Annotated in this window: 16 protein-coding genes; 6 read left to right on the forward strand and 10 right to left on the reverse strand. The window is 71.2% G+C overall.

Annotated features, from left to right (window positions below; genetic code table 11):
- Positions 1 to 76: 76 nt before the first annotated feature.
- The 6 genes from GQQ92_RS06295 to GQQ92_RS06320 all read right to left on the reverse strand — a co-directional run bounded on the left by GQQ92_RS06295 (position 77) and on the right by GQQ92_RS06320 (position 8680).
- Positions 77 to 1210: an ABC transporter ATP-binding protein gene (locus GQQ92_RS06295; protein ID WP_156998387.1), complete on the reverse strand. Its 1134-nt coding sequence runs from the start codon at positions 1208 to 1210 to the stop codon at positions 77 to 79.
- Positions 1207 to 2238, reverse strand: coding sequence for an ABC transporter permease (locus tag GQQ92_RS06300; protein WP_372493375.1), 1032 nt, complete (start codon positions 2236 to 2238; stop codon positions 1207 to 1209). The genes GQQ92_RS06295 and GQQ92_RS06300 overlap by 4 nt, the downstream gene beginning before the upstream one ends.
- A gap of 1 nt (position 2239) precedes the next feature.
- Positions 2240 to 3220: an ABC transporter permease gene (locus GQQ92_RS06305; RefSeq protein WP_156998388.1), complete on the reverse strand. Its 981-nt coding sequence runs from the start codon at positions 3218 to 3220 to the stop codon at positions 2240 to 2242.
- Entirely contained in the window at positions 3217 to 4332 is a 1116-nt protein-coding gene (locus GQQ92_RS06310; RefSeq protein ID WP_156998389.1) for an ABC transporter ATP-binding protein, read from the reverse strand. Before GQQ92_RS06310 ends, GQQ92_RS06305 begins: the two co-directional genes overlap by 4 nt.
- A gap of 126 nt (positions 4333 to 4458) precedes the next feature.
- Entirely contained in the window at positions 4459 to 6120 is a 1662-nt protein-coding gene (locus GQQ92_RS06315) for an ABC transporter substrate-binding protein (RefSeq protein WP_232057540.1), read from the reverse strand.
- A 58-nt stretch (positions 6121 to 6178) separates the two neighbouring features.
- A complete protein-coding gene (locus GQQ92_RS06320; RefSeq protein ID WP_232057541.1) occupies positions 6179 to 8680 on the reverse strand; it encodes a beta-glucosidase in 2502 nt (833 codons plus the stop codon).
- 220 nt (positions 8681 to 8900) lie between these two features.
- On the opposite strand from GQQ92_RS06320, the gene GQQ92_RS06325 reads away from it, so the two are divergent.
- Both GQQ92_RS06325 and GQQ92_RS06330 read left to right on the forward strand, forming a co-directional pair.
- Entirely contained in the window at positions 8901 to 9530 is a 630-nt protein-coding gene (locus GQQ92_RS06325; protein ID WP_197738118.1) for a TetR/AcrR family transcriptional regulator, read from the forward strand.
- 83 nt (positions 9531 to 9613) lie between these two features.
- The gene (locus GQQ92_RS06330) at positions 9614 to 10387 is read left to right on the forward strand and encodes a sirohydrochlorin chelatase (RefSeq protein WP_156998393.1); all 774 of its coding nucleotides are present in this window, start codon (positions 9614 to 9616) and stop codon (positions 10385 to 10387) included.
- 39 nt (positions 10388 to 10426) lie between these two features.
- On the opposite strand, the gene GQQ92_RS06335 is transcribed toward GQQ92_RS06330, so the two are convergent.
- Genes GQQ92_RS06335 through GQQ92_RS06350 form a run of 4 tightly spaced genes read right to left on the reverse strand, consistent with a single transcriptional unit; the run spans position 10427 to position 13633 of the window.
- On the reverse strand, positions 10427 to 10876 hold the full coding sequence (locus GQQ92_RS06335; RefSeq protein WP_156998394.1) for a hypothetical protein: 450 nt from the start codon (positions 10874 to 10876) through the stop codon (positions 10427 to 10429).
- The gene (locus GQQ92_RS06340) at positions 10860 to 11672 is read right to left on the reverse strand and encodes a prolipoprotein diacylglyceryl transferase (RefSeq protein ID WP_156998395.1); all 813 of its coding nucleotides are present in this window, start codon (positions 11670 to 11672) and stop codon (positions 10860 to 10862) included. The genes GQQ92_RS06335 and GQQ92_RS06340 overlap by 17 nt, the downstream gene beginning before the upstream one ends.
- A gap of 4 nt (positions 11673 to 11676) precedes the next feature.
- On the reverse strand, positions 11677 to 12024 hold the full coding sequence (locus GQQ92_RS06345) for a hypothetical protein (protein WP_197738119.1): 348 nt from the start codon (positions 12022 to 12024) through the stop codon (positions 11677 to 11679).
- A 4-nt stretch (positions 12025 to 12028) separates the two neighbouring features.
- Complete coding sequence (locus GQQ92_RS06350) at positions 12029 to 13633, reverse strand: radical SAM protein (RefSeq protein WP_232057542.1); 1605 nt, start codon at positions 13631 to 13633, stop codon at positions 12029 to 12031.
- A gap of 181 nt (positions 13634 to 13814) precedes the next feature.
- Between GQQ92_RS06350 and GQQ92_RS06355 the strand changes: the two genes are divergently transcribed.
- The 4 genes from GQQ92_RS06355 to GQQ92_RS06370 are packed head-to-tail and all read left to right on the forward strand — an operon-like array spanning position 13815 to position 18716.
- Positions 13815 to 15575 carry a nitrite/sulfite reductase gene (locus GQQ92_RS06355; RefSeq protein ID WP_156998396.1) on the forward strand — a complete coding sequence of 587 codons (1761 nt, stop codon included), beginning with the start codon at positions 13815 to 13817 and terminating at the stop codon, positions 15573 to 15575.
- Positions 15572 to 16315, forward strand: coding sequence for a phosphoadenylyl-sulfate reductase (locus tag GQQ92_RS06360; RefSeq protein ID WP_156998397.1), 744 nt, complete (start codon positions 15572 to 15574; stop codon positions 16313 to 16315). The genes GQQ92_RS06355 and GQQ92_RS06360 overlap by 4 nt, the downstream gene beginning before the upstream one ends.
- Positions 16312 to 17364 carry a sulfate adenylyltransferase subunit CysD gene (cysD, locus tag GQQ92_RS06365; protein ID WP_156998398.1) on the forward strand — a complete coding sequence of 351 codons (1053 nt, stop codon included), beginning with the start codon at positions 16312 to 16314 and terminating at the stop codon, positions 17362 to 17364. Before GQQ92_RS06360 ends, cysD begins: the two co-directional genes overlap by 4 nt.
- Positions 17364 to 18716, forward strand: a complete 1353-nt coding sequence (locus GQQ92_RS06370; protein WP_156998399.1) for a sulfate adenylyltransferase subunit 1 — start codon at positions 17364 to 17366, stop codon at positions 18714 to 18716. Before cysD ends, GQQ92_RS06370 begins: the two co-directional genes overlap by 1 nt.
- The last annotated feature ends 102 nt before the right edge of the window (positions 18717 to 18818 follow it).

An 18818-nucleotide genomic window follows, 5' to 3' on the forward strand; every position in this document is an offset into this window, starting at 1 on the left:
TCGACCGACGGAACGCGACGTGTGCCGGTCTCGAGACGGCGCCGGGGCGCCTCCTCGACCGGCGACCGGCGCCTCGTCAGGTGAGCGACAGCTCGGGGGGCACGGGCGGCGGCTCCTCGCCCACGGCGCGCACCGCCGACGGGTCGTGCCGCAGGCAGGCGACCGCGCGGCGGGGGTCGTCGCCAGGCACGTTCGGGAACACGAGCTGCGGGTTGACCTTCGCGCACGCGTCGAACGCGAACTCGCAGCGGTCGGCGAACGGGCATCCGTGGCCGAGTTTCGACAGGTCGGGCGGGGATCCGGGGATGCCGATGAGCTCGCGCCGCGGCCCGCGCAGCGGCGGGAACGAGTGCAGCAGCGCCGACGAGTACGGATGCCGGGGCCGGTGGTAGACGTCGAGCGCGGCGGCATCCTCGACGATCTCGCCCGCGTACATGATCGCGATGCGGTCGGCGATCTCGATGAGCAGCGACACGTCGTGCGTGATGAAGATGACCGAGAAGCCGAGGCGGTCGCGGAGCTCCGCGATCTGCTCCACGATCTGCCGCTGCATCACGACGTCGAGCGCCGTCGTGGGCTCGTCCATGATGAGCACCTGCGGATCGAGCGCGAGCGCCATCGCGATCATGACGCGCTGGCGCATGCCGCCCGAGAGCTGGTGCGGGTACGACTTCAGCCGGTCGGGCGCGATGCCGACGAGGTCGAGCAGTTCGGCGGCGCGCTCCAGCGCCTCCTTCTGCGTCGTCTTCGGCTCGTGGGCGCGGATGCCGTCGGCGATCTGCCGGCCGATGCGGTACACGGGGTTCAACGAGTTCATCGCGCCCTGGAACACGATCGCCATGTCCTGCCAGCGCGACGCGCGCAGCTGGGTGTCGTTCAGGCGCAGCAGGTCGGTCTTCACGCCCGAGCGGTCGGTGAAGAGCACCTCGCCGCCGGTGATGAGCCCCGGCGGGGGCAGCAGCCGCGTCGCCGCGTAGGCGAGCGTCGACTTGCCGCAGCCGGACTCGCCGGCGAGGCCGAGCACCTCGCCGCGGCCGAGCGTGAGCGACACCTGGCGCAGCACGTGCACGGGGTCGTCGTCGTAGCCGTAGTCGACCGAGAGGTTCTTGATCTCGAGCACCGGGTCGGCCGAGGGGGTGAGCCGCTGGGAGCGGCCGTCGGACGCGAGCGGAGCGGCGCCGGCACCGTCGAGGGGGCTGGTGAGGGTCATGCGCGGTCCTCCTTGGCTTCGCGCACCACGGGGGTGAAGCCGATGCGGGGGCGGATGCCGCGCTTGCGCAGCGACCTGGCGTTCAGGCCGGTCGAGCGCAGGCGCGGGTTGACGAACTCGTCGATGCCGAAGTTGATGAGGGTGAGCGACATGCCGAGCAGGGCGATGCACAGTCCGGCGGGGACGAACCACCACCAGGCGCCCCGCTGGAGCGCGAGCTGCGACTGGGCCTGGTAGAGCACCGTGCCCCAGTTCCACTCGCCGGTGTCGCCGATGCCGATGAACGACAGGGTGATGAGCGAGAGCACCGCGAAGGCGACGGTGCCGACGAAGCCGGACGCGATGATCGCGGTGAGGTTCGGCAGGATCTCGGCCGTGATGATGCGCCACGTGCTCTCGCCGTTGGCGCGGGCCGCCTCGACGAAGTCGCGCTTGCGCAGCGAGAGCGTCTGGGCCCGCAGGACGCGGGCGCCCCACGCCCAGCCGGTGATCGCGATGACCACGGCCACCGTGACGCCGCCGACCGAGGGCAGCTGCCCCGCGATGATGATGATGAGCGGCAGCTGCGGGATCACGAGGAACACGTTCGCGAGCACCGAGAGCGTCTCGTCGCCCAGCCCGCCGACGTATCCGGCGGTGACGCCGATGATGACGCCGATGCCGGTCGCGAGGATGCCGGCGACGAAGCCGACGACGATCACGCCGCGGGTGCCGACGAGGATCTGCGAGAAGACGTCCTGACCGAGGTGCGTCGTGCCGAACCAGTGCTCCCACGACGGCGGCTGCAGGATGTCGGAGCTGCGCGCGCTCGGATCGTACGGCGCGATCCACGGACCGATCACGGCGATGAGCAGGAAGAACGCGAGGATCACCATGCCGGTGATCGCCTTGGAGTTGCGGAGGAAGAGCAGCTTGCGGGGCCCGCTGCGGCGCGGACCGGGTGCCGCGGCGACGGCGCCGGTCATGGGCGCCTGCGACGGCTTCTCGAGCTCCCGGCCCTCTTCGACGATGCTGGTGTCGATCGTCATCTCAACCCTCCTGACGGGTGCGCGGATCGAGCACCCCGTAGACGAAGTCGGCCACGATGTTGGCGAAGAGCACCGCCACCGTGATCACGAGGAAGATGCCCTGCATGAGCGGGTAGTCCTTCGCGGCGACGGCCGTGAAGAGGTAGTAGCCGATGCCCTGGTAGGAGAAGACGATCTCCATGATGAGCGTGCCGCCGACGATGAAGCCGAGCGAGAGCGCGAAGCTCGAGACCTGCGGCAGGATCGCGTTGCGCGCGGCGTAGCCGAAGAGCACGGTGCGCTCCGAGAGGCCCTTCGCCTGCGCGACGGTCACGTAGTCCTCGGAGGAGACGGTGACCATCATGTTGCGCATGCCGAGGATCCAGCCCGAGATCGACGAGATCACGATCGTGAGCGCCGGCAGGGTGCCGTAGTAGATCACCGACGAGATGAACTCCCACGAGAAGGTCGGCACGAGCGAGCGGTCGTAGCTGCCGCTCGCGGGGAACCAGCCGAGCGTCACCGAGAAGATCGTGATCGCGATGAGCGCGAGCCAGAAGTACGGCACCGCGGAGAAGAACGTCGAGATCGGCAGGAGGGAGTCGGCCCAGGTGCCGCGACGCCATCCGATGCCCGAGCCGATGAGCGTGCCGACGGTGAAGCTGATGATGGTCGCGATGCCCACGAGCCCGATGGTCCACGGGATGGCGCCGGCGATGACGTCGGCGACGGGCGTCGGGAAGTACGTGAACGACGTGCCGAGGTCGCCGTGCAGGATCAGGTTCCAGTAGTCGACGTACTGCTGCCAGAGCGTCGTGTCCTTGTCGAGCCCGAAGAGCGTGCGGAGCGCGGACTCGGCGTCCGTCGAGATGCGCCCCTGGTTCTTCGCGATGAGCGCGCGCACCGGGTCGCCCGGCATGATGCGCGGGATGAAGAAGTTGATCGTGACGGCGGCCCAGAACGTGATGACGTAGAAGCCGAGCCTGCGCAGGAAGAACCTCATGCCAGTGCCTCCGTGATGTCGCTCAGCACCGGCTTGTCGGCGCGGTCGGAGTAGCCCCAGCAGGCGGCCTCGCGGCCCTCGCCGACGGGCAGGAGGGGCGGCTGCTCGGTGCGGCACAGCTCGGTCGCGAACGGGCAGCGCGGGTTGAAGCGGCATCCGCTCGGGGGCTTCACGAGGCTGGGGGCCTCGCCGCGCGCACCGTGGGCGCGCGCCTCGAGGTCGTCGGGGTCGGGCGCGGAACGCACGAGCAGCTGGGTGTACGGATGCTTCGGATCCTGCGTGACGGCCTCGGAATCGCCCGACTCGACGATGCGCCCCGCGTACATGACCATCGTGCGGTCGGCGAAGTACCTGGCCGACGCGATGTCGTGCGTGATGTAGAGGATCGCGATGTGCAGGCGGTCGCGCAGGTCTTGGAGGAGGTTCAGGATGCCGAGGCGGATCGACACGTCGAGCATCGAGATCGGCTCGTCGGCGAGGAGCACCTCGGGGTCGGCGGCGAGGGCGCGGGCGATCGCGACGCGCTGGCGCTGACCGCCCGAGAGTTCGTGCGGGAACTTGTCGATGTACCGCTCGGCGGGCTTCAGCTGCACGCGCTCGAGCAGCTCGACGAGGGCGTCCTCGAGCTCGGTGCCGCGCAGGCGTCCGCGGTGGATGCGGAGGCTGCGGGTGAGCATGTAGCGCACGGTGTGCACGGGGTTCAGCGACCCGAACGGGTCCTGGAAGATCATCTGCACGCGGCCGACGTAGCGGCGGAACGCGCGGCGGCCCTTGGTCGCTGCGTCCTCGCCGTGCAGGAGGAGGCGGCCGCCGGTGGCGGGCATGAGCTGGGCGAGCAGCCGGGCGATCGTGGACTTGCCCGATCCCGACTCGCCGACGAGGGCGAGCACGCGGCCGCGTCGGAGTTCGAAGTTCACGCCGTCGACGGCGTGCACGACGTCGCGCGAGCCGATGCCGCGGAGCTTGAAGTGCTTCTGCAGGTCGACGGCCTCGAGGACGACGTCGCCGTCGGCGGGGCCGGCGGGGTCGATGGGGCCGACAGCACCGGCGGGGCCGGCGGGCGCGGCGGGCGGGGCGGGCGGGGTCGGCGCCTCGGAGGGGGAGGAGGACATTCGGGTCACCTCTGATCGGAGCTCTACGTTGAGTCGTGGTGCGGCGGATGCACGAGGCATCCGCCGCACCTCATCGTCACATCCTGAGGGATGTTCCGAATGATCCGGGCCGAAACCCGGCGCGGGTCACTCGCTCGGGGTGAGCTTGGACAGGATGAGTGCCGCCTGCGGGCCCGTCGGCTGCGGGTTCGCGTACGGGTCCTCGCTGGTGGGGAATCCGGTGTAGTTCTGCGTGGAGTACTGCGCCACGGCGGGACGCGACCAGATCACGATGCCCGGGACGTCCTCGACGTAGTGCTGCTGCACGATGTCGAGCGAGGCCTGGCGTGCGTCCGGGTCGGTACCCGACTTGAAGTCCGCGAGGGCCTTCGTGACGTCGTCGTTCTGGTAGCGGCCGAAGTTCCAGTTCGCGGTCTCGCCGAGCGGCACGTAGGAGGCGCCGTCCATGATGTTCGAGTACAGGTTCCACGGGGTCGAGCCGCCGTCGGTCCAGTGCAGCGACGCCTGGAAGTTGCCGAACGGGATGGTGTCGTTGAACCAGGTGTCCTGCACGATCGCGTCGACCGTGGCCTCGGCGCCAAGTGAAGCGGCACCCTCGGCGATGATGCCGAGCGCGTCGAGGTAGTCGGTCCAGCCGCTCGGGTTCGTGAGCTTGAAGGACACGGCCTCGCCGTCGGGGTCGATGAGCTTGTCGCCGTCGTAGGTGTAGCCCGCGTCGGTCAGCACCTTCTTGGCGCCGTCGACGTCGACCTCGAGGTTCTGGCCCTCGTACTCCGACGAGATGAAGGCGTCGCCCGAGGGCTGGGGCAGGCCCGTGACGCTCGTGATCTCGGGCCAGACGCCGTAGCCGGCGGTGGCCGTGATGTCGGCGTGGTCGATGACCATGTTGAGCGCCTGACGGAACGCGACGTTGTCGAAGGGCTTCGTCTCGTTGTTCAGGTAGAGCACGTCGACGCCGAAGCCGCCGCCGGCCACCTGGTTGAAGTGCTCGGGGTCCTTGTCGATGTAGGTCGACTCGTAGTCGGGGATGAAGGTCCAGCCCCACTGCGCCTCACCGGTCGTGAGGGCGGTCGTCAGGCCCGCGTTGTCGTTGTAGGCGTCGTAGCGGAGCTCGCCGACCTTCGACTTGCCGCCCCAGTAGTCGTCGTTCGGCGTGAGGGTGACGGCCTGCGGGCTGAAGGACTTGAGGGTGAACGGGCCGGTGCCGATCATCTCGTCGTCGCTGAAGGTGACGGCGTCCTCGCCCTCCCAGATGTGCTTCGGGACGATGAGGAGCTTGTACAGCTTGACCTCGTTGACGTACTGGCCGGTCGTGAAGTTCACGACGACCTTGCCGTCCTCGACGGTGATGTCGCCGTACTGGTCGGGGAAGTCGACGTTCAGCTCGGGGTTGTCCTTGCGGAGCTGGATCGAGAAGGCGATGTCGTCGGCGGTGAAGTCCTCGCCGTCGGACCACTTCACGCCCTCGCGGGGCGTGATCGTCGCCTGCGTGTACTCGGGGTTCCACTCGACGGACTCGGCGAGCCACGGCGTGGGCGCCTCGGTCGGGTCGATCTCGTTGATCTGCATGAGCGACTCGTACACGACGAACGCGTAGCCGAGCGACAGCGACGCCGATCCGGTGGCGAGCGGGTTCTGGTTCGGCTGCTGCGGGCCGTTCGGCATGCCGACGGTGAGCACCTTCGTGCTCGTTCCTCCGTCGTCACCGCCGGTGCTCGCGCTGCACCCCGTGAAAGCCAGGCCTGCGGCGACCAGAATGGCCCCCGTGGCGAGGATGCTCTTTCGCATTTTCATGCCTCCTTGCATTTGATGTGGGTTGGTGCGGGTTGTGGTGCGTTCATGGCGCTCAGCCTTCGACCGTGTGCACGGCCTCGAGGCGGAGATCTCTGGAGGACCGGCCGGCCAGCACACGGTACGTGCCGGCGTCGAGGGTCCAGGCCGCGGCATCCGTCGACCAGGTCTCGAAGGACCTGCGTGCGAGGGGGATGTCGACGGTCGCGGTGGCGCGGGCGGCGACGTCGACGACGGCGAAGCCGGCGAGCCACCGCACGGGGCGGTCGGCGTCGTCGGTCGAGAGGTAGACCTGGACGACCTCGCGGCCGTCGCGGGCGCCGGTGTTCTCGACGGTCACGCGCGCGGTGACGAGAACGTCGGATGCCGCGGGGGCGAGTTCGATCTCGCGGTACGCCCATTCGGCGTACCCCAGCCCGTAGCCGAACTCGCGGGCGGGCACGAGGCCGCGGCGGTCCCAGCCCCGGTGCCCGACGTCACGGCCTTCGGCGTAGTCGATGACGCCGTCGACGGGCGTGCCGTTCGGGACGGGCACGTTCTCCTCGCGGGCGGGGAGGGTCCAGGGCAGGCGGCCGCTCGGCTCGATCGCGCCCGTGAGCACGGCGGCGAGGGAGGCGCCGGCCTCCTGGCCGGGCAACCACCACCAGAGCACCGCGGCGACCTCGTCGAGCCAGGGGAGGATGACGGGTCCGCCGGCGTTGACGACGACGACGGTGCGGGGGTTGGCGGCGGCGACGCGTCGGACGAGCTCGTTCTGCCGGCCGGGCAGCGCCAGGTTCGGGCGGTCCCAGCCCTCGGACTCGGTCTCGGGGTTGGTGCCGACGATCACGACCGCGAGGTCGGACTCGGCGGCCGCCGCGACCGCGAGCTCGATCTCCTCGTCGATGCTGAGGCCTGGCTCGAGGTAGCGGAAGTGCACGCGCACGAAGTGCCCGTAGGACTCGCCGTCGACGACCTGCGCGTCGATCTCGATGCGCACGGCCCGGGGCTCGTCGGTGTCGATCCAGGTCTCGATGCGCTCGGGGTTGGCGTAGCTCGAGTCGAGGATCACCTCGGCGCCGACGATGCGGTCGGACGTGCTGCGCTCGACGCCGTCGACGACGATGCGGTGCGCGCCGACCGGCCCGAGGTCGACGAGGTGGCGGCCGGGGGCGGCGAGGTGCAGGTCGGTGGTGAGGCGGACGGATGCCACGACGGCGCCGTCGACCGGGAACCACAGCGCCTCGCCGTCGACGGCGGTGTGCGCGTCGATCACCGCGCCCGTGGCGTCGAGGTGCTCGACGAGAATGCCGGGCTCGCCGGAGGGCGTCGAGAGCACGTGGGCCGGCGCGAGCGGCGCCCCGGCCTTGGTGGAGCCGCCGCGGTGCAGGTCGACGGTCGCGTTCGGGAACGCGGCACGCAGTGCGTCGAGGGGTTCGCTCACGTGCGGCGGCGTGACGAACGCGCTGCCGCCGCCCTGGGTGAACGGCTCGACGGCGTTGTGGCCGATGAGCGAGATGCGGCCGCCCAGCTCTGCGCTGACGGGGAGGAGGGCGTCGTCGTTGCGGAGCACGACGGTCGAGCGGGCGGCCGCATCGGTCAGGAGGGCGACGACCTCGTCGCCGGCGGGGTCGGGCGTGGCGCCCGACGGGTCGAAGGGGAGGGTCTCGCCGGCGATGCCGCTGAGCGCGCCGACGCGGCCGGCGAGGCGGATGATGCGGGCGACCTTGTCGTCGATGACGTGCTCGGGCACGAGCCCGGACTCGACGGCGGCGAGCAGGCCGTCGGCCCACGGCCCGCCGGGGCCGGGCATCACGAGGTCGAGCCCCGCGAGGGCGGGTTCGAGGGCGGTCTTCGTGGCGAGCCAGTCGCTGATGACGATGCCGTCGAACTGCCATTCGCCCTTGAGGATGCCCGAGAGGAGCGGCTCGTGCGCGGTGGAGGTGGCGTCGACCCCGTCGCGGGCGAGGCCGTTGTAGGCGGCCATGATCGTCCAGACGCCGGCGTCGACGACGGCCTCGAACGGAGCGAGGTAGACCTCGCGCAGCGTCTGCTCGTCGATGCGCGAGAGGTAGCTGGTGCGGTCGGTCTCGGTCTCGTTGCCGATGAAGTGCTTGACGCAGGCCGCGATGCCCTCGGCCTGGATGGCCGCGATGAACGAGACCGCGAGGCGCGCCGTGAGCAGCGGGTCCTCGGAGAGGCACTCGAAGTGGCGGCCGCCGACGGGGCTGCGCTGCAGGTTCACGACGGGCGCGAGGATCACGTCGACGCCCTTGCGTCGCGCCTCGGCGGCCATGAGCGTGCCGAGGCGGGCCTGCAGGTCGACGTCCCACGTCGCGGCGGTCGCCGAGGGGGCGGGCAGCTGCGCGGAGGGCAGTCCGTCTTCACCGGTGCCGCGGACGCCGATGGGGCCGTCGGAGACGGTCATCGTGCGCATGCCGATCTCGGGGATCTCGCGCAGGGTCCAGGTGGCGGCGCCCGTGAGCAGGGCGACCTTGTCGGCGAGCGGCAGGGAGGCGGCGAGCGCGATCGCCTCGGCGGTGCTGTCCGCTGAGATGACGGTCGAGGTTGTGGTCACGCCGGAACTCCATCCATATGCTCGTCGTTGAGTGACGTGGGTTATCGTGACACACTTACTGACTTGTAAGTAAGTTAACGAGGTCACGGTTCGGTAACGGGCCGGATTCGCCCGGAACGCTTCGGTGAACCGGTGCTGGACTCGACATGCGGGTCGGCAGGCGGCATCCTGCACTGAGCGGATGCCGCGGGTCGGCGACGCCCAAGGAAGGAACATCGTGGTGGATACGACGCAGGCGGCGAAGCCGGCGGCCGAACGGGTGCAGCGCCCGCAGGCACGCACGACGGAGCGTCGCGAGGCAGTGCTCAAGGCCGCCATGAACGTGTTCGGCGCCCGCGGCTACAACAAGGGCGCGCTCGTCGAGGTGGCCGAGCAGGCGGGCATGACGCACGCGGGCGTGCTGCACCACTTCGGCTCGAAGGAGGGCCTGCTCGTCGCGATGCTGAAGTACCGCGACGGCGAAGAGGTGGCCGGCATCCCCGAGCGGGCGCAGGTCGAGGGCCCCGCGTTCCTCCAGCACCTCATCGACACCGTCGAGGAGAACACGCACCGCCGCGGCGTCGTGCAGGCGTACTCCGTGCTCTCGGGCGAGTCCGTGACCGACGGGCACCCGGCGCACGACTACTTCCAGGGCCGCACCGAGGGCCTGCGCGCGAAGATCGCCGGCGTGCTCGGCGAGGTCTCGGGCAACACCGACGAGCAGGAGCTGCGCGACTCCGCCTCGGGCCTCATCGCGATCATGGACGGTCTGCAGGTGCAGTGGCTGCTCGACCCCGACGCGATCGACATGCCCCGACTCGTCGGCCGCACCGTCGACGAGATCGTCGAGCGGTTGCGCGCCGCCGCCTGAGCCCCAACCCCTGACGAGCGGGCGAGCGGATGCCGCGGGCGGCCGTCTCCTCGTCGAAACATCGGGTGTGCGAGCATGGGCGCATGTCCGCCGCCGCGCCAGACTCCGCGCCCCAGACCGTCCGCGCGCTCGTCGCCATCTCGCACGGCACGAGCTCCGAAGAGGGCCGTGCGGCCGTGCGCACGCTTCGCGACGGCGTGGGCGATGCGCTCGCCAGACGGGCGCTCGAGACGCGAACGGATGCCCCGTCGCTGCGCCTCGGCCACGTCGACGTCGAGCAGCCCGACGTGCCCGCCTCGCTCGCCTCGCTCGCCGACGGCGAACCCGCCGTCGTGGTGCCGCTGCTGCTCTCGGCCGGATACCACGTGCACGTCGACCTGACCGAGGCCGTCGAGGCGGAGACCGCGCGCGACGTCGTGCTCGGCGGCGCCCTCGGACCCGACGACCGCCTCGTCGCCGTGCTCCGCCGCCGGCTCACCGAGGCGGGCCTGCGCGACGAGGACCGCATCGTGCTCGCCGTGGCCGGATCGAGCGACCGTCGCGCCGTCGACGACTGCATCGACATGACGACCCGGCTCGCCGCGGCATCAGGTCGTGAGGTCGCCGTCGGCTTCCTGTCGGCGGCCGAACCGCTGCTGCCCGACGCGGTCGCCGCGGTGCGCGCCGACGCGCCCGCCGGGTCGCGCGTCGTCGTCGCGAACTACCTGCTCGCCCCCGGATACTTCGACGACCTCGCCCGCGCCGCAGGCGCCGACGTCGTCGCGGCGCCGCTGCTGCTGCCCGACGAGGCCGCCCCCGCCGAGCTCGTCGGGCTCGTGCTCGACCGGTACGACGCGGCATCCGCTCGCCCCCGCTGACGCCCGACGGCGGCCACCGGTCCGCGCCCGTCGCGGTGCTCAGACCCCCAGCAGGGCGATGCACGGACCCAGGAAGACGATCCAGACCGCCGCGGCGATGATGAGCATGCCGATGGCGATCGGGCGCGTCCGCTTGAAGAGGAGCAGCACGATCGAGACGAGTCCCAGCAGGAGGAACGGCCAGGTCAGACCGAGGAACGAGGCGCCCCAGCCCGCGAATCCCGTGAGGACCATCAGGATCAGCGCGAGCAGGGAGGCGCCGCAGCCGATGCCCGTGCCGACGCCGATGCCCACTCCGGTGCCGAGACCGGGCTTCGGCGCGCCGGGGGCGGGAGCGCCGGGCGTCGGCGCGGCGGGCGGGAGCGCTTCGGGGGTCGGCTCGCCGGGCGCCGGCACCTCGGGGGCCGGCTCGCCGGGCGTCGGCTCGCCGGGCGTGGGCTCGCCGGGCGTCGACTCCTCGGGCGTCGGGTCTTCAGACTCTGGTGCCATCGGGCGTCCTCTCCGTGTTCGCCGCGCGCTCGGTGAAGCCGCCATGACTCGCCTTCCAGGCGATGCGGCCGAGCAGCAGCGGAATCGTGACCAACAGGAACAGCTGCGGGCGGGTGAGGCCCATCCACGCGACCTCGTTGCCGCGCACGAACTCGACGAAGAAGCGGAAGACGCCGTAAGCCGCGATGTAGATCGTCAGGGTCTCGCCGGCCGCGATCGGCCGGTGCCGCAGCCAGAACCACAGCACCGCGAACGCCGCCGCCTGGAACACGATCTCGTAGGCGAAGCTCGGGTGCAGCGGCACGCCCGCGGGGCCGCCGACGCGCGCGGCCGCCGCCTCGCCGAGCACGATGCCCCAGCTCGAACCGGTCGGGGTTCCGGGCAGCTCGGTGAAGAGGCATCCGAATCGCCCGATCGCCATGGCCAGCGCCACGGCGGGCGCGAACAGGTCGCCCGTGCGCAGCGGATACCGCACGACGCGCTTGGCGATGTGCACCCCGAGCCAGGCGCCGACGAGCGCGCTCAGCACCGAGGCGTTGCCCCGCAGCAACTGACCCGCCAGGTCGAGGTTCTGCGAGGGGTCGAGGTGCTGCGCCCACGTGCCGAGCCGCGACAGCACGGCGGCGCCGAGGAGCGCGCCGAGCACGAGCACCCAGATGCGGCTGTCGGTCTGCCCGCGACGGCGCGACTCGACCACGAAGACACCGGCCGCGACGATCAGCGCGAGCGCGACGAACACCGCGTGGGTGTCGAGCGGCGGGCCCCAGCCGAGCAGGTCGGACAGCGTCGGGTACACGGCATCAGCTCCAGAGGCCGATCCAGAGCGACACCCAGACGGGCACCGCGGCGAGCGCGAGCACCTCGAGCACGATGAGGTACGCGAGCACGTTGCGCGTGTCGCCGAGCTTGCACTTCGAGCGCAGCAGCCCGGCACGGCGCGCCCTGGCGTAGCCGCCGATGGCGATGCCCGCGAAGACGGCGAGCGCGATCGGGCCGAGCACGCACGTGATGAGCGCGATCGTCGCGAACACGCAGAGGCGCAGCGGGTCGTACGGCTCGGGCGCCGGCGGCGCGCCGACGGTCTCGTCGAACCGGTTCAGCCCCGCGGCATCCCATGCCCCGATCGCCTCGTCGCCCGTCGCGCTCATGCGATCACCCCACCGTCACCGGAAGCTGCCGTCGCTCGCCGACCTCGGCCGCGCCGGTCGCCGTCGAGATGCGCCGGCGACCGAGCGGCGCCCACGCCTGCACCGCGCAGAACGGGGCGCACTGATGGGCCGAGGTCTGCTCGTTGACGGTGGCGACGTGCACGCAGCACTGCGTGAGGCGCTCCTCGATCATGGTGTTGATGTCCATGAACGGCTTCACGGTGATGCGCTTGACGCGCTGGCCGAGGAACCTCCGCAGGCGCTTGTGCTGGCCGGGCAGCGACGCGGTGGCGAGCTGCGTGAGCGTGCCGATGCCGAGGTCGCAGCCCGTGCAGATGTCCTTCCAGAGCGAGCCGATCGACGGGTGCGAGAGCGAGGACTGCTCGCTCAGCAGGTCGAGGAGCGACTGCTTCACGCTGTCCTTCAGGGCCTTGTTGACGTTGCTGTCGGCGATGCGGTTCGCGATCAGGTCGGGGTTCAGGTCGAGGAACGCCTTGAGCTGGTCGTGGCCGACGAGCTTCGTGAGCGAGTTCCACGAGCCCGAGTCGTCCTGCAGCAGGTAGCCGACCGAGCAGCAGTGCGGGTGGCTGCACGGCAGCGCGGTGAGGTCGCGCCAGGTGACCTCGCCGTCGGTCTGCGCCTCGAGCCGGGCGAGCACGCCCGTGTGCGTGAGCCGGTCGGTCGGATCGATGCCGGCCGAGCGCCCCGAGCCGAACACCGGCTGGATCGTCACGCCGCCGACGTAGGGCGTGCGCATCGCACGGCGGATGACCGCGCCGATCTCGCCGTCGTTCACGCCGAGCGCCGCCGTCATCGTGAGGGTCGTGAAGACGCCGGCATCCGAGAGCCGCTCGAGCGCGCGGTCCTTGAAGCGTCGGATGTCGGCACCGCGGTGGAATGCGGATGCCTCGGCGCTCTCGCCGTCGAACTGGAGGTACACCTCGACGCGTTCGCGGTGCTTCTTCAGCGTCGCGACGAGCGCGTCGTCCTGCGCGATGCGGAGGCCGTTGGAGTTCAGCAGGATGCGCACGACGGGGCGCGCGACGAGGTGGTCGAGCAGCTGCTCGAGCCACGGGTAGAGCGTGGGCTCGCCGCCCGAGAGCATGAGCACGTCGATGCGGTCGTTCTCGCGTGCGAGCTTCGCGTCGACCGAGGCGAGCACCTCGGCGAGCGGCGCGACGGCGGTCGCCGCCGGCCCGGACTCGGCGAAGCACGTGGGGCAGCGCAGGTTGCAGTGGTCGGTGAGGTCCTCGAGCAGGATGCACGTGTGCTGGGTCTGCATCTCGGGCAGGCCGTCTTCGTACGCCGACGGCACGGGCTTGAAGTTGCCGGCGAGGTCGGGCGTGTGCGCCTTCGTCGGCGCCGTCCACTCCTCGAGGTAGCGGAGGATCTCGGCCGACTCGTCGTACATCGTCGAGACGAGCCCGTGCTCGGGGCATCCGCGTTCGAGCCAGATCCGGCCGTCGCGCTCCGCGAGCCACCCCGACAATCGGGCCACGTCGGCGAGCGGGCGCTCGGGATCCTCCTCGTGGCAGCGAGGGCAGAAGGCGTTCACGTAGCGGTGGATGCGGTACTCGCGCAGCGGCATCCCCGTCCCGGCGGTGGGCATGCGCTCACGATAGCGCCGAGGCGCCCCGAACGAGCGCAAGCCCCCGCGTCCTTCTGTGACGCAATACGACACGACGTGACCGGACGTGACGCGCGCCCCTGCCGTCTTCGCCGCCGCTCGCCTAGCGTCGAACGACACGGACCCACGAGCGCACCCCGCGCGTCGACGGAAGGAGGAGCCTGTGACGACCCCGACGACGGATGTCGCAACCGAACCGGTCGCGAACGACCGCCCCGCGACCGCCGAGCGCCCCGCGCGCCGCGTCGCCGCACCCCGACCCTCCTCGCGCCCGAACGGCCAGTGGAAGATCGACGGCACCGCACCCCTCAACGGCAACGAGGAGTGGAAGCAGGTCGACGACGGTCTCGCCGTGCGCGAGCGCATCGAGAACATCTACGCGCAGGGCGGCTTCGCCTCGATCGACCCGACCGACCTGCACGGCCGGTTCCGCGTGTGGGGCCTCTACACGCAGCGCAAGCCGGGCATCGACGGCGGCCGCACCGCCACGCTCGAGCCGCACGAGCTCGAAGACGAGTACTTCATGCTCCGCGTGCGCATCGACGGCGGCCAGCTGACCACCGAGCAGCTGCGCGTCATCGCGAACATCTCCATCGACTTCGGCCGCGACACGGCCGACCTCACCGACCGCCAGAACGTGCAGCTGCACTGGGTGCGCGTCGAGGACATGCCCGAGATCTGGCGTCGCCTCGAGGCCGTCGGGCTCGGCACGACCGAGGCCTGCGGCGACGTGCCGCGTGTCGTGCTCGGGTCGCCCGTCGCGGGCATCTCGGTCGAGGAGCTCATCGACCCGACGCCGCAGATCGACGAGATCACGTCGCGCTTCATCGGCGACCCGACGCTGTCGAACCTGCCCCGCAAGTTCAAGACGGCCATCACCGGCCACCCCAGCCAAGACGTGGTGCACGAGATCAACGACGTCGCGTTCGTCGCCGTCGAGCACCCCGAGCTCGGCATCGGCTACGACCTGTGGGTCGGCGGCGGGCTGTCGACGGCGCCCCGCCTGGGCGAACGGCTCGGCGTGTTCGTCGCGCCCGACCAGGTGTCGGAGGTCTGGCACGGCGTCGCGCAGATCTTCCGCGACTACGGCTTCCGGCGGCTGCGCAACAAGGCGCGCCTGAAGTTCCTCCTCGCCGAGTGGGGCACCGAGAAGTTCCGCCAAGTGCTGCAGGACGAGTACCTCGGCCACGCGCTCCCCGACGGTCCCGCGGCCCCCAAACCCACGACGACCGGCGACCACGTGGGCGTGCACCGCCAGAAGGACGGCCGGTTCTACATCGGCGTCACGCCCATCGTCGGCCGCGTGTCGGGCCCGACGCTCGCGAAGCTCGCCGACCTCCTCGAGGCCCACGGCTCGACCCGTCTGCGCACGACCCCGCACCAGAAGCTCGTGCTGCTCGACGTGCCCGAGGCCGACGTCGAGCCCCTCATCGTCGAGCTGAACGAGCTCGGCCTCGAGGCCCGCCCGAGCCTGATCCGCCGCGGCACGATCGCGTGCACCGGCATCGAGTTCTGCAAGCTCGCGATCGTCGAGACGAAGGTCAACGCCACCAAGGCCGTCCAAGACCTCGAAGACCGACTCCGCGGATTCGACCTGCCGCACCCGATCAGCCTGCACGTGAACGGATGCCCCAACTCGTGCGCCCGCATCCAGACGGCCGACATCGGGCTGAAGGGCCAGCTCGTCACCATCGACGGCGAGCAGGTGCCCGGCTACCAGGTGCACCTCGGCGGCGGGCTCGCGAACCAGAACCGCGACGAGGCCGGACTCGGCCGCACGGTACGCGGCCTGAAGGTCGCCGCCGACGGCATCGCCGACTACACCGAGCGCGTCGTCAAGCGATTCCTCGAAGACCGCGACACGGCCACCGACGAGACCTTCGCCCAGTGGGCGCACCGCGCCGAAGAGGAGGCCCTGCAATGAGCGTCTCCCTCGCCCCCCGCGCGGCGACCCTGCGCAGTCACGACGAGTTGCGCGCCCTCGCCGAGCAGGGCGACGCCGAGCTGCGCAGCCTGGCCGCCGACGAGGCATCCGCCTACGAGGTCGTCGCCTGGGTGGCCCGCAACTTCTCGGTGGATGCCACGGCCGTCGCCTGCTCGATGGCCGACGCTGTGCTGCCGCACGTCGTCGCCCAGTCGCTGCCCGGCGTCGACGTGCTGTTCCTCGACACCGGGTACCACTTCGCGAAGACGTACGAGACGCGCGACCGCGTGGCCGCCGCCCTCGACGTGCGCGTCGTCGACGTGCTGCCCGAGCTCACCGTCGCCCAGCAGAACGCGAAGTTCGGCCTCGACCTGTTCGCGCGCGACGCCGCCGAATGCTGCGCCATGCGCAAGGTCGCCCCGCTGCACGAGGCCCTCACCGGGTACGAGCTGTGGTTCACGGGCGTGCGCCGCGACGAGGCTCCCACGCGCACCAACACGCCCCTCGTCTCGTGGGATGAGCGCAATGGACTCGTCAAGGTGAACCCGCTCGCGGCGTGGAGCTTCGACGACCTCATCGACTACGCGGGCGCGTTCGGCGTGCCCGTGAACGACCTGCTGACCCAGGGCTACCCGTCGATCGGCTGCGAACCGTGCACTCGGCAGGTCGCCGAGGGCGAAGACCCCAGAGCCGGGCGTTGGGCCGGCCTCGACAAGACGGAATGCGGGTTGCACGTATGAGCGAGATCATCGAGACCGCCGGTCGAGGAGCGCAGCGTCTCGAGACCAGCGCACCGGGTCTCGAGACGGGCGCTGAGCGCCCTCCTCGACCGGCGGACAGCACGGGCGCTGAGCGCCCTCCTCGACCGACGGACAGTACGGGCGCTGAGCCGGCGGGAGGCATCGACACGCTCGACGCCCTCGAGGCCGAGGCGATCCACATCATCCGCGAGGTCGTCGCCGAGTTCGAACGCCCCGTGCTGCTGTTCTCGGGCGGCAAGGACTCCGTGCTCGTGCTGCACCTGGCGACGAAGGCGTTCTGGCCCGCGAAGGTGCCGTTCCCGGTGCTGCACGTCGACACAGGGCACAACTTCCCCGAGGTCATCGAGTTCCGCGACCGCACGGTCGAACGCCTCGGGCTGCGTCTCGAAGTGGCATCCGTGCAGGACTACCTCGACGACGGCCGGCTGCAGGAACGCGCCGACGGCACCCGCAACCCGCTCCAGACGCAGCCGCTGCTCGACGGCATCGCCGCGGGCAGGCACGACGCGGTCTTCGGCGGCGCCCGCCGCGACGAGGACAAGGCCCGGGCCAAGGAGCGCATCATCAGCCTCCGTGACGAGTTCGGCCAGTGGGACCCCCGCAACCAGCGCCCCGAGCTCTGGGACCTCTACAACGGCCGCCACACCGTCGGCCAGCACGTGCGCGCGTTCCCCATCTCGAACTGGACCGAGCTCGACGTGTGGAGCTACATCGAGCGCGAGGGCATCGAACTGCCGCCCCTCTACTACGCGCACGAGCGCGAGGTGTACCGCCGCGACGGCATGTGGCGCGCGGTCTCGCCCGTCTCCGAGCCCCGCGCCGACGAGGTCGTCGAGCGACGTCTCGTGCGGTACCGCACGGTCGGCGACATGAGTTGCACGGGCGCCGTCGAGTCCGACGCGGCATCCGTCGCCGACGTGGTGCGCGAGGTCGCCACCTCGACGCTCACCGAACGCGGCGCGACGCGGGCCGACGACCGCATCTCCGAGGCCGCCATGGAAGATCGCAAGAAGGACGGGTACTTCTGATGGGCGCACTGTTCCGCTTCGCCACGGCCGGCTCCGTCGACGACGGCAAGTCGACCCTCGTCGGACGCCTGCTGCACGACTCGAAGGCGATCCTCGCCGACCAGCTCGAGGCCGTGACCCGAACCTCCGCCGAGCGCGGGTTCGGCGGCGAGCCCGGCGCGATCGACTTCGCGCTGCTCACCGACGGCCTGCGCGCCGAACGCGAGCAGGGCATCACGATCGACGTCGCCTACCGCTACTTCTCGACCGGGCGCCGGTCGTTCATCCTCGCCGACTGCCCCGGCCACGTGCAGTACACGCGCAACATGGTCACCGGCGCGACCACCGCCGACGCCGTCGTCGTGCTCGTCGACGCCCGCAACGGCGTGCTCGAGCAGACCCGCCGCCACCTCGCCGTCGTCGCGCTGCTGCGCGTGCCGCACGTGATCATCGCGGTCAACAAGATCGACCTGCTCGGCTACTCGCAGGCCGCATACGACGCGGTCGCAGCGGATGTCGCGACCCTCGCCGTCGAGCTCGGCCTCGAGAACGCCCACGTCATCCCGGTCTCCGCCCTCGCCGGCGACAACGTCGTCGACCGCTCGGCGAACACGCCCTGGTACGACGGGCCCAGCCTCATCGAGCTCCTCGAGACGCTGCCCTCGCTCGACGAGCTCGAGACCGAGTTCGAGGCGCTGCGCTTCCCGGTGCAGCTCGTGATCCGCCCGCAGGGCGCCCTCGCCCACGACGTCGACGACGCCGAGGCCTACCGCGACTACCGGGCGTTCGCCGGTCGGCTCTCCTCCGGCACGGTGCGCGTCGGCGACCGGGTGCAGGTCTTCCCCGGCGGCGCGACGACGACCGTCACGGGCATCGACGCCGGATCGAACGCGGTCGCCGAGGCATCCGCCCCCCGCTCGGTGTCGCTGCGTCTCGCCGACCAGCTCGACGCGGCCCGCGGCGCCGTGATCGTCGCCGCGGGCGCGCTGCCCGAACCTCGACGCGAGTTCGACGCGGCCGTGTTCTGGCTCGGCGCCGCGCCGCTGCGCCCGGGCGCTCGGGTGCTCGTGAAGTCCGGCACCTCCACGGTGCAGGCGATGCTCACCGACATCGTCGGGCGCCGCGACCTCGACACGCTCGCCCTCGAGCCGGCCACGGCCCTCGAGGTCAACGACATCGGCCAGGTGCGCGTCCGCCTCGCGTCGGAGCTGCCGATCGAGGAGTACGCCGCGCACCGCCGAGCGGGCGCGTTCGTCGTCATCGACCCGCAGTCCGGCTACACGCTCGCCGCCGGCATCGTCACCGCCCCGGTCGAGGCGACCGCCGAGGAGCGGGCCGCCGCCGCGGCCGCCGCGGGATGGGTCGCCGTATGAGCACCGCGGACCGCGCGCGCACGCGCACCCTCGTCGGCGTGATCGGCGGACTCGTGCTCGCGGTCGCGATCGTCACGGCCGCGGTCGTCGCGAGCGGCCTCG

It is taken from the genome of Agromyces terreus (genome assembly GCF_009749465.1).
In the GTDB taxonomy this organism is placed as follows: Bacteria; Actinomycetota; Actinomycetes; order Actinomycetales; family Microbacteriaceae; genus Agromyces; species Agromyces terreus.

Coding starts and splice junctions, on each gene's coding strand:
- GQQ92_RS06315 (WP_232057540.1), bottom strand. CDS start 6,120: ATGCGAAAGAGCATCCTCGCCACGGGGGCCATTCTGGTCGCCGCAGGC.
- GQQ92_RS06300 (WP_372493375.1), bottom strand. CDS start 2,238: ATGACGATCGACACCAGCATCGTCGAAGAGGGCCGGGAGCTCGAGAAG.
- cysD (WP_156998398.1), top strand. CDS start 16,312: ATGAGCGAGATCATCGAGACCGCCGGTCGAGGAGCGCAGCGTCTCGAG.
- GQQ92_RS06310 (WP_156998389.1), bottom strand. CDS start 4,332: ATGTCCTCCTCCCCCTCCGAGGCGCCGACCCCGCCCGCCCCGCCCGCC.
- GQQ92_RS06335 (WP_156998394.1), bottom strand. CDS start 10,876: ATGGCACCAGAGTCTGAAGACCCGACGCCCGAGGAGTCGACGCCCGGC.
- GQQ92_RS06330 (WP_156998393.1), top strand. CDS start 9,614: ATGTCCGCCGCCGCGCCAGACTCCGCGCCCCAGACCGTCCGCGCGCTC.
- GQQ92_RS06360 (WP_156998397.1), top strand. CDS start 15,572: ATGAGCGTCTCCCTCGCCCCCCGCGCGGCGACCCTGCGCAGTCACGAC.
- GQQ92_RS06305 (WP_156998388.1), bottom strand. CDS start 3,220: ATGAGGTTCTTCCTGCGCAGGCTCGGCTTCTACGTCATCACGTTCTGG.
- GQQ92_RS06370 (WP_156998399.1), top strand. CDS start 17,364: ATGGGCGCACTGTTCCGCTTCGCCACGGCCGGCTCCGTCGACGACGGC.
- GQQ92_RS06295 (WP_156998387.1), bottom strand. CDS start 1,210: ATGACCCTCACCAGCCCCCTCGACGGTGCCGGCGCCGCTCCGCTCGCG.
- GQQ92_RS06350 (WP_232057542.1), bottom strand. CDS start 13,633: ATGCCCACCGCCGGGACGGGGATGCCGCTGCGCGAGTACCGCATCCAC.
- GQQ92_RS06345 (WP_197738119.1), bottom strand. CDS start 12,024: ATGAGCGCGACGGGCGACGAGGCGATCGGGGCATGGGATGCCGCGGGG.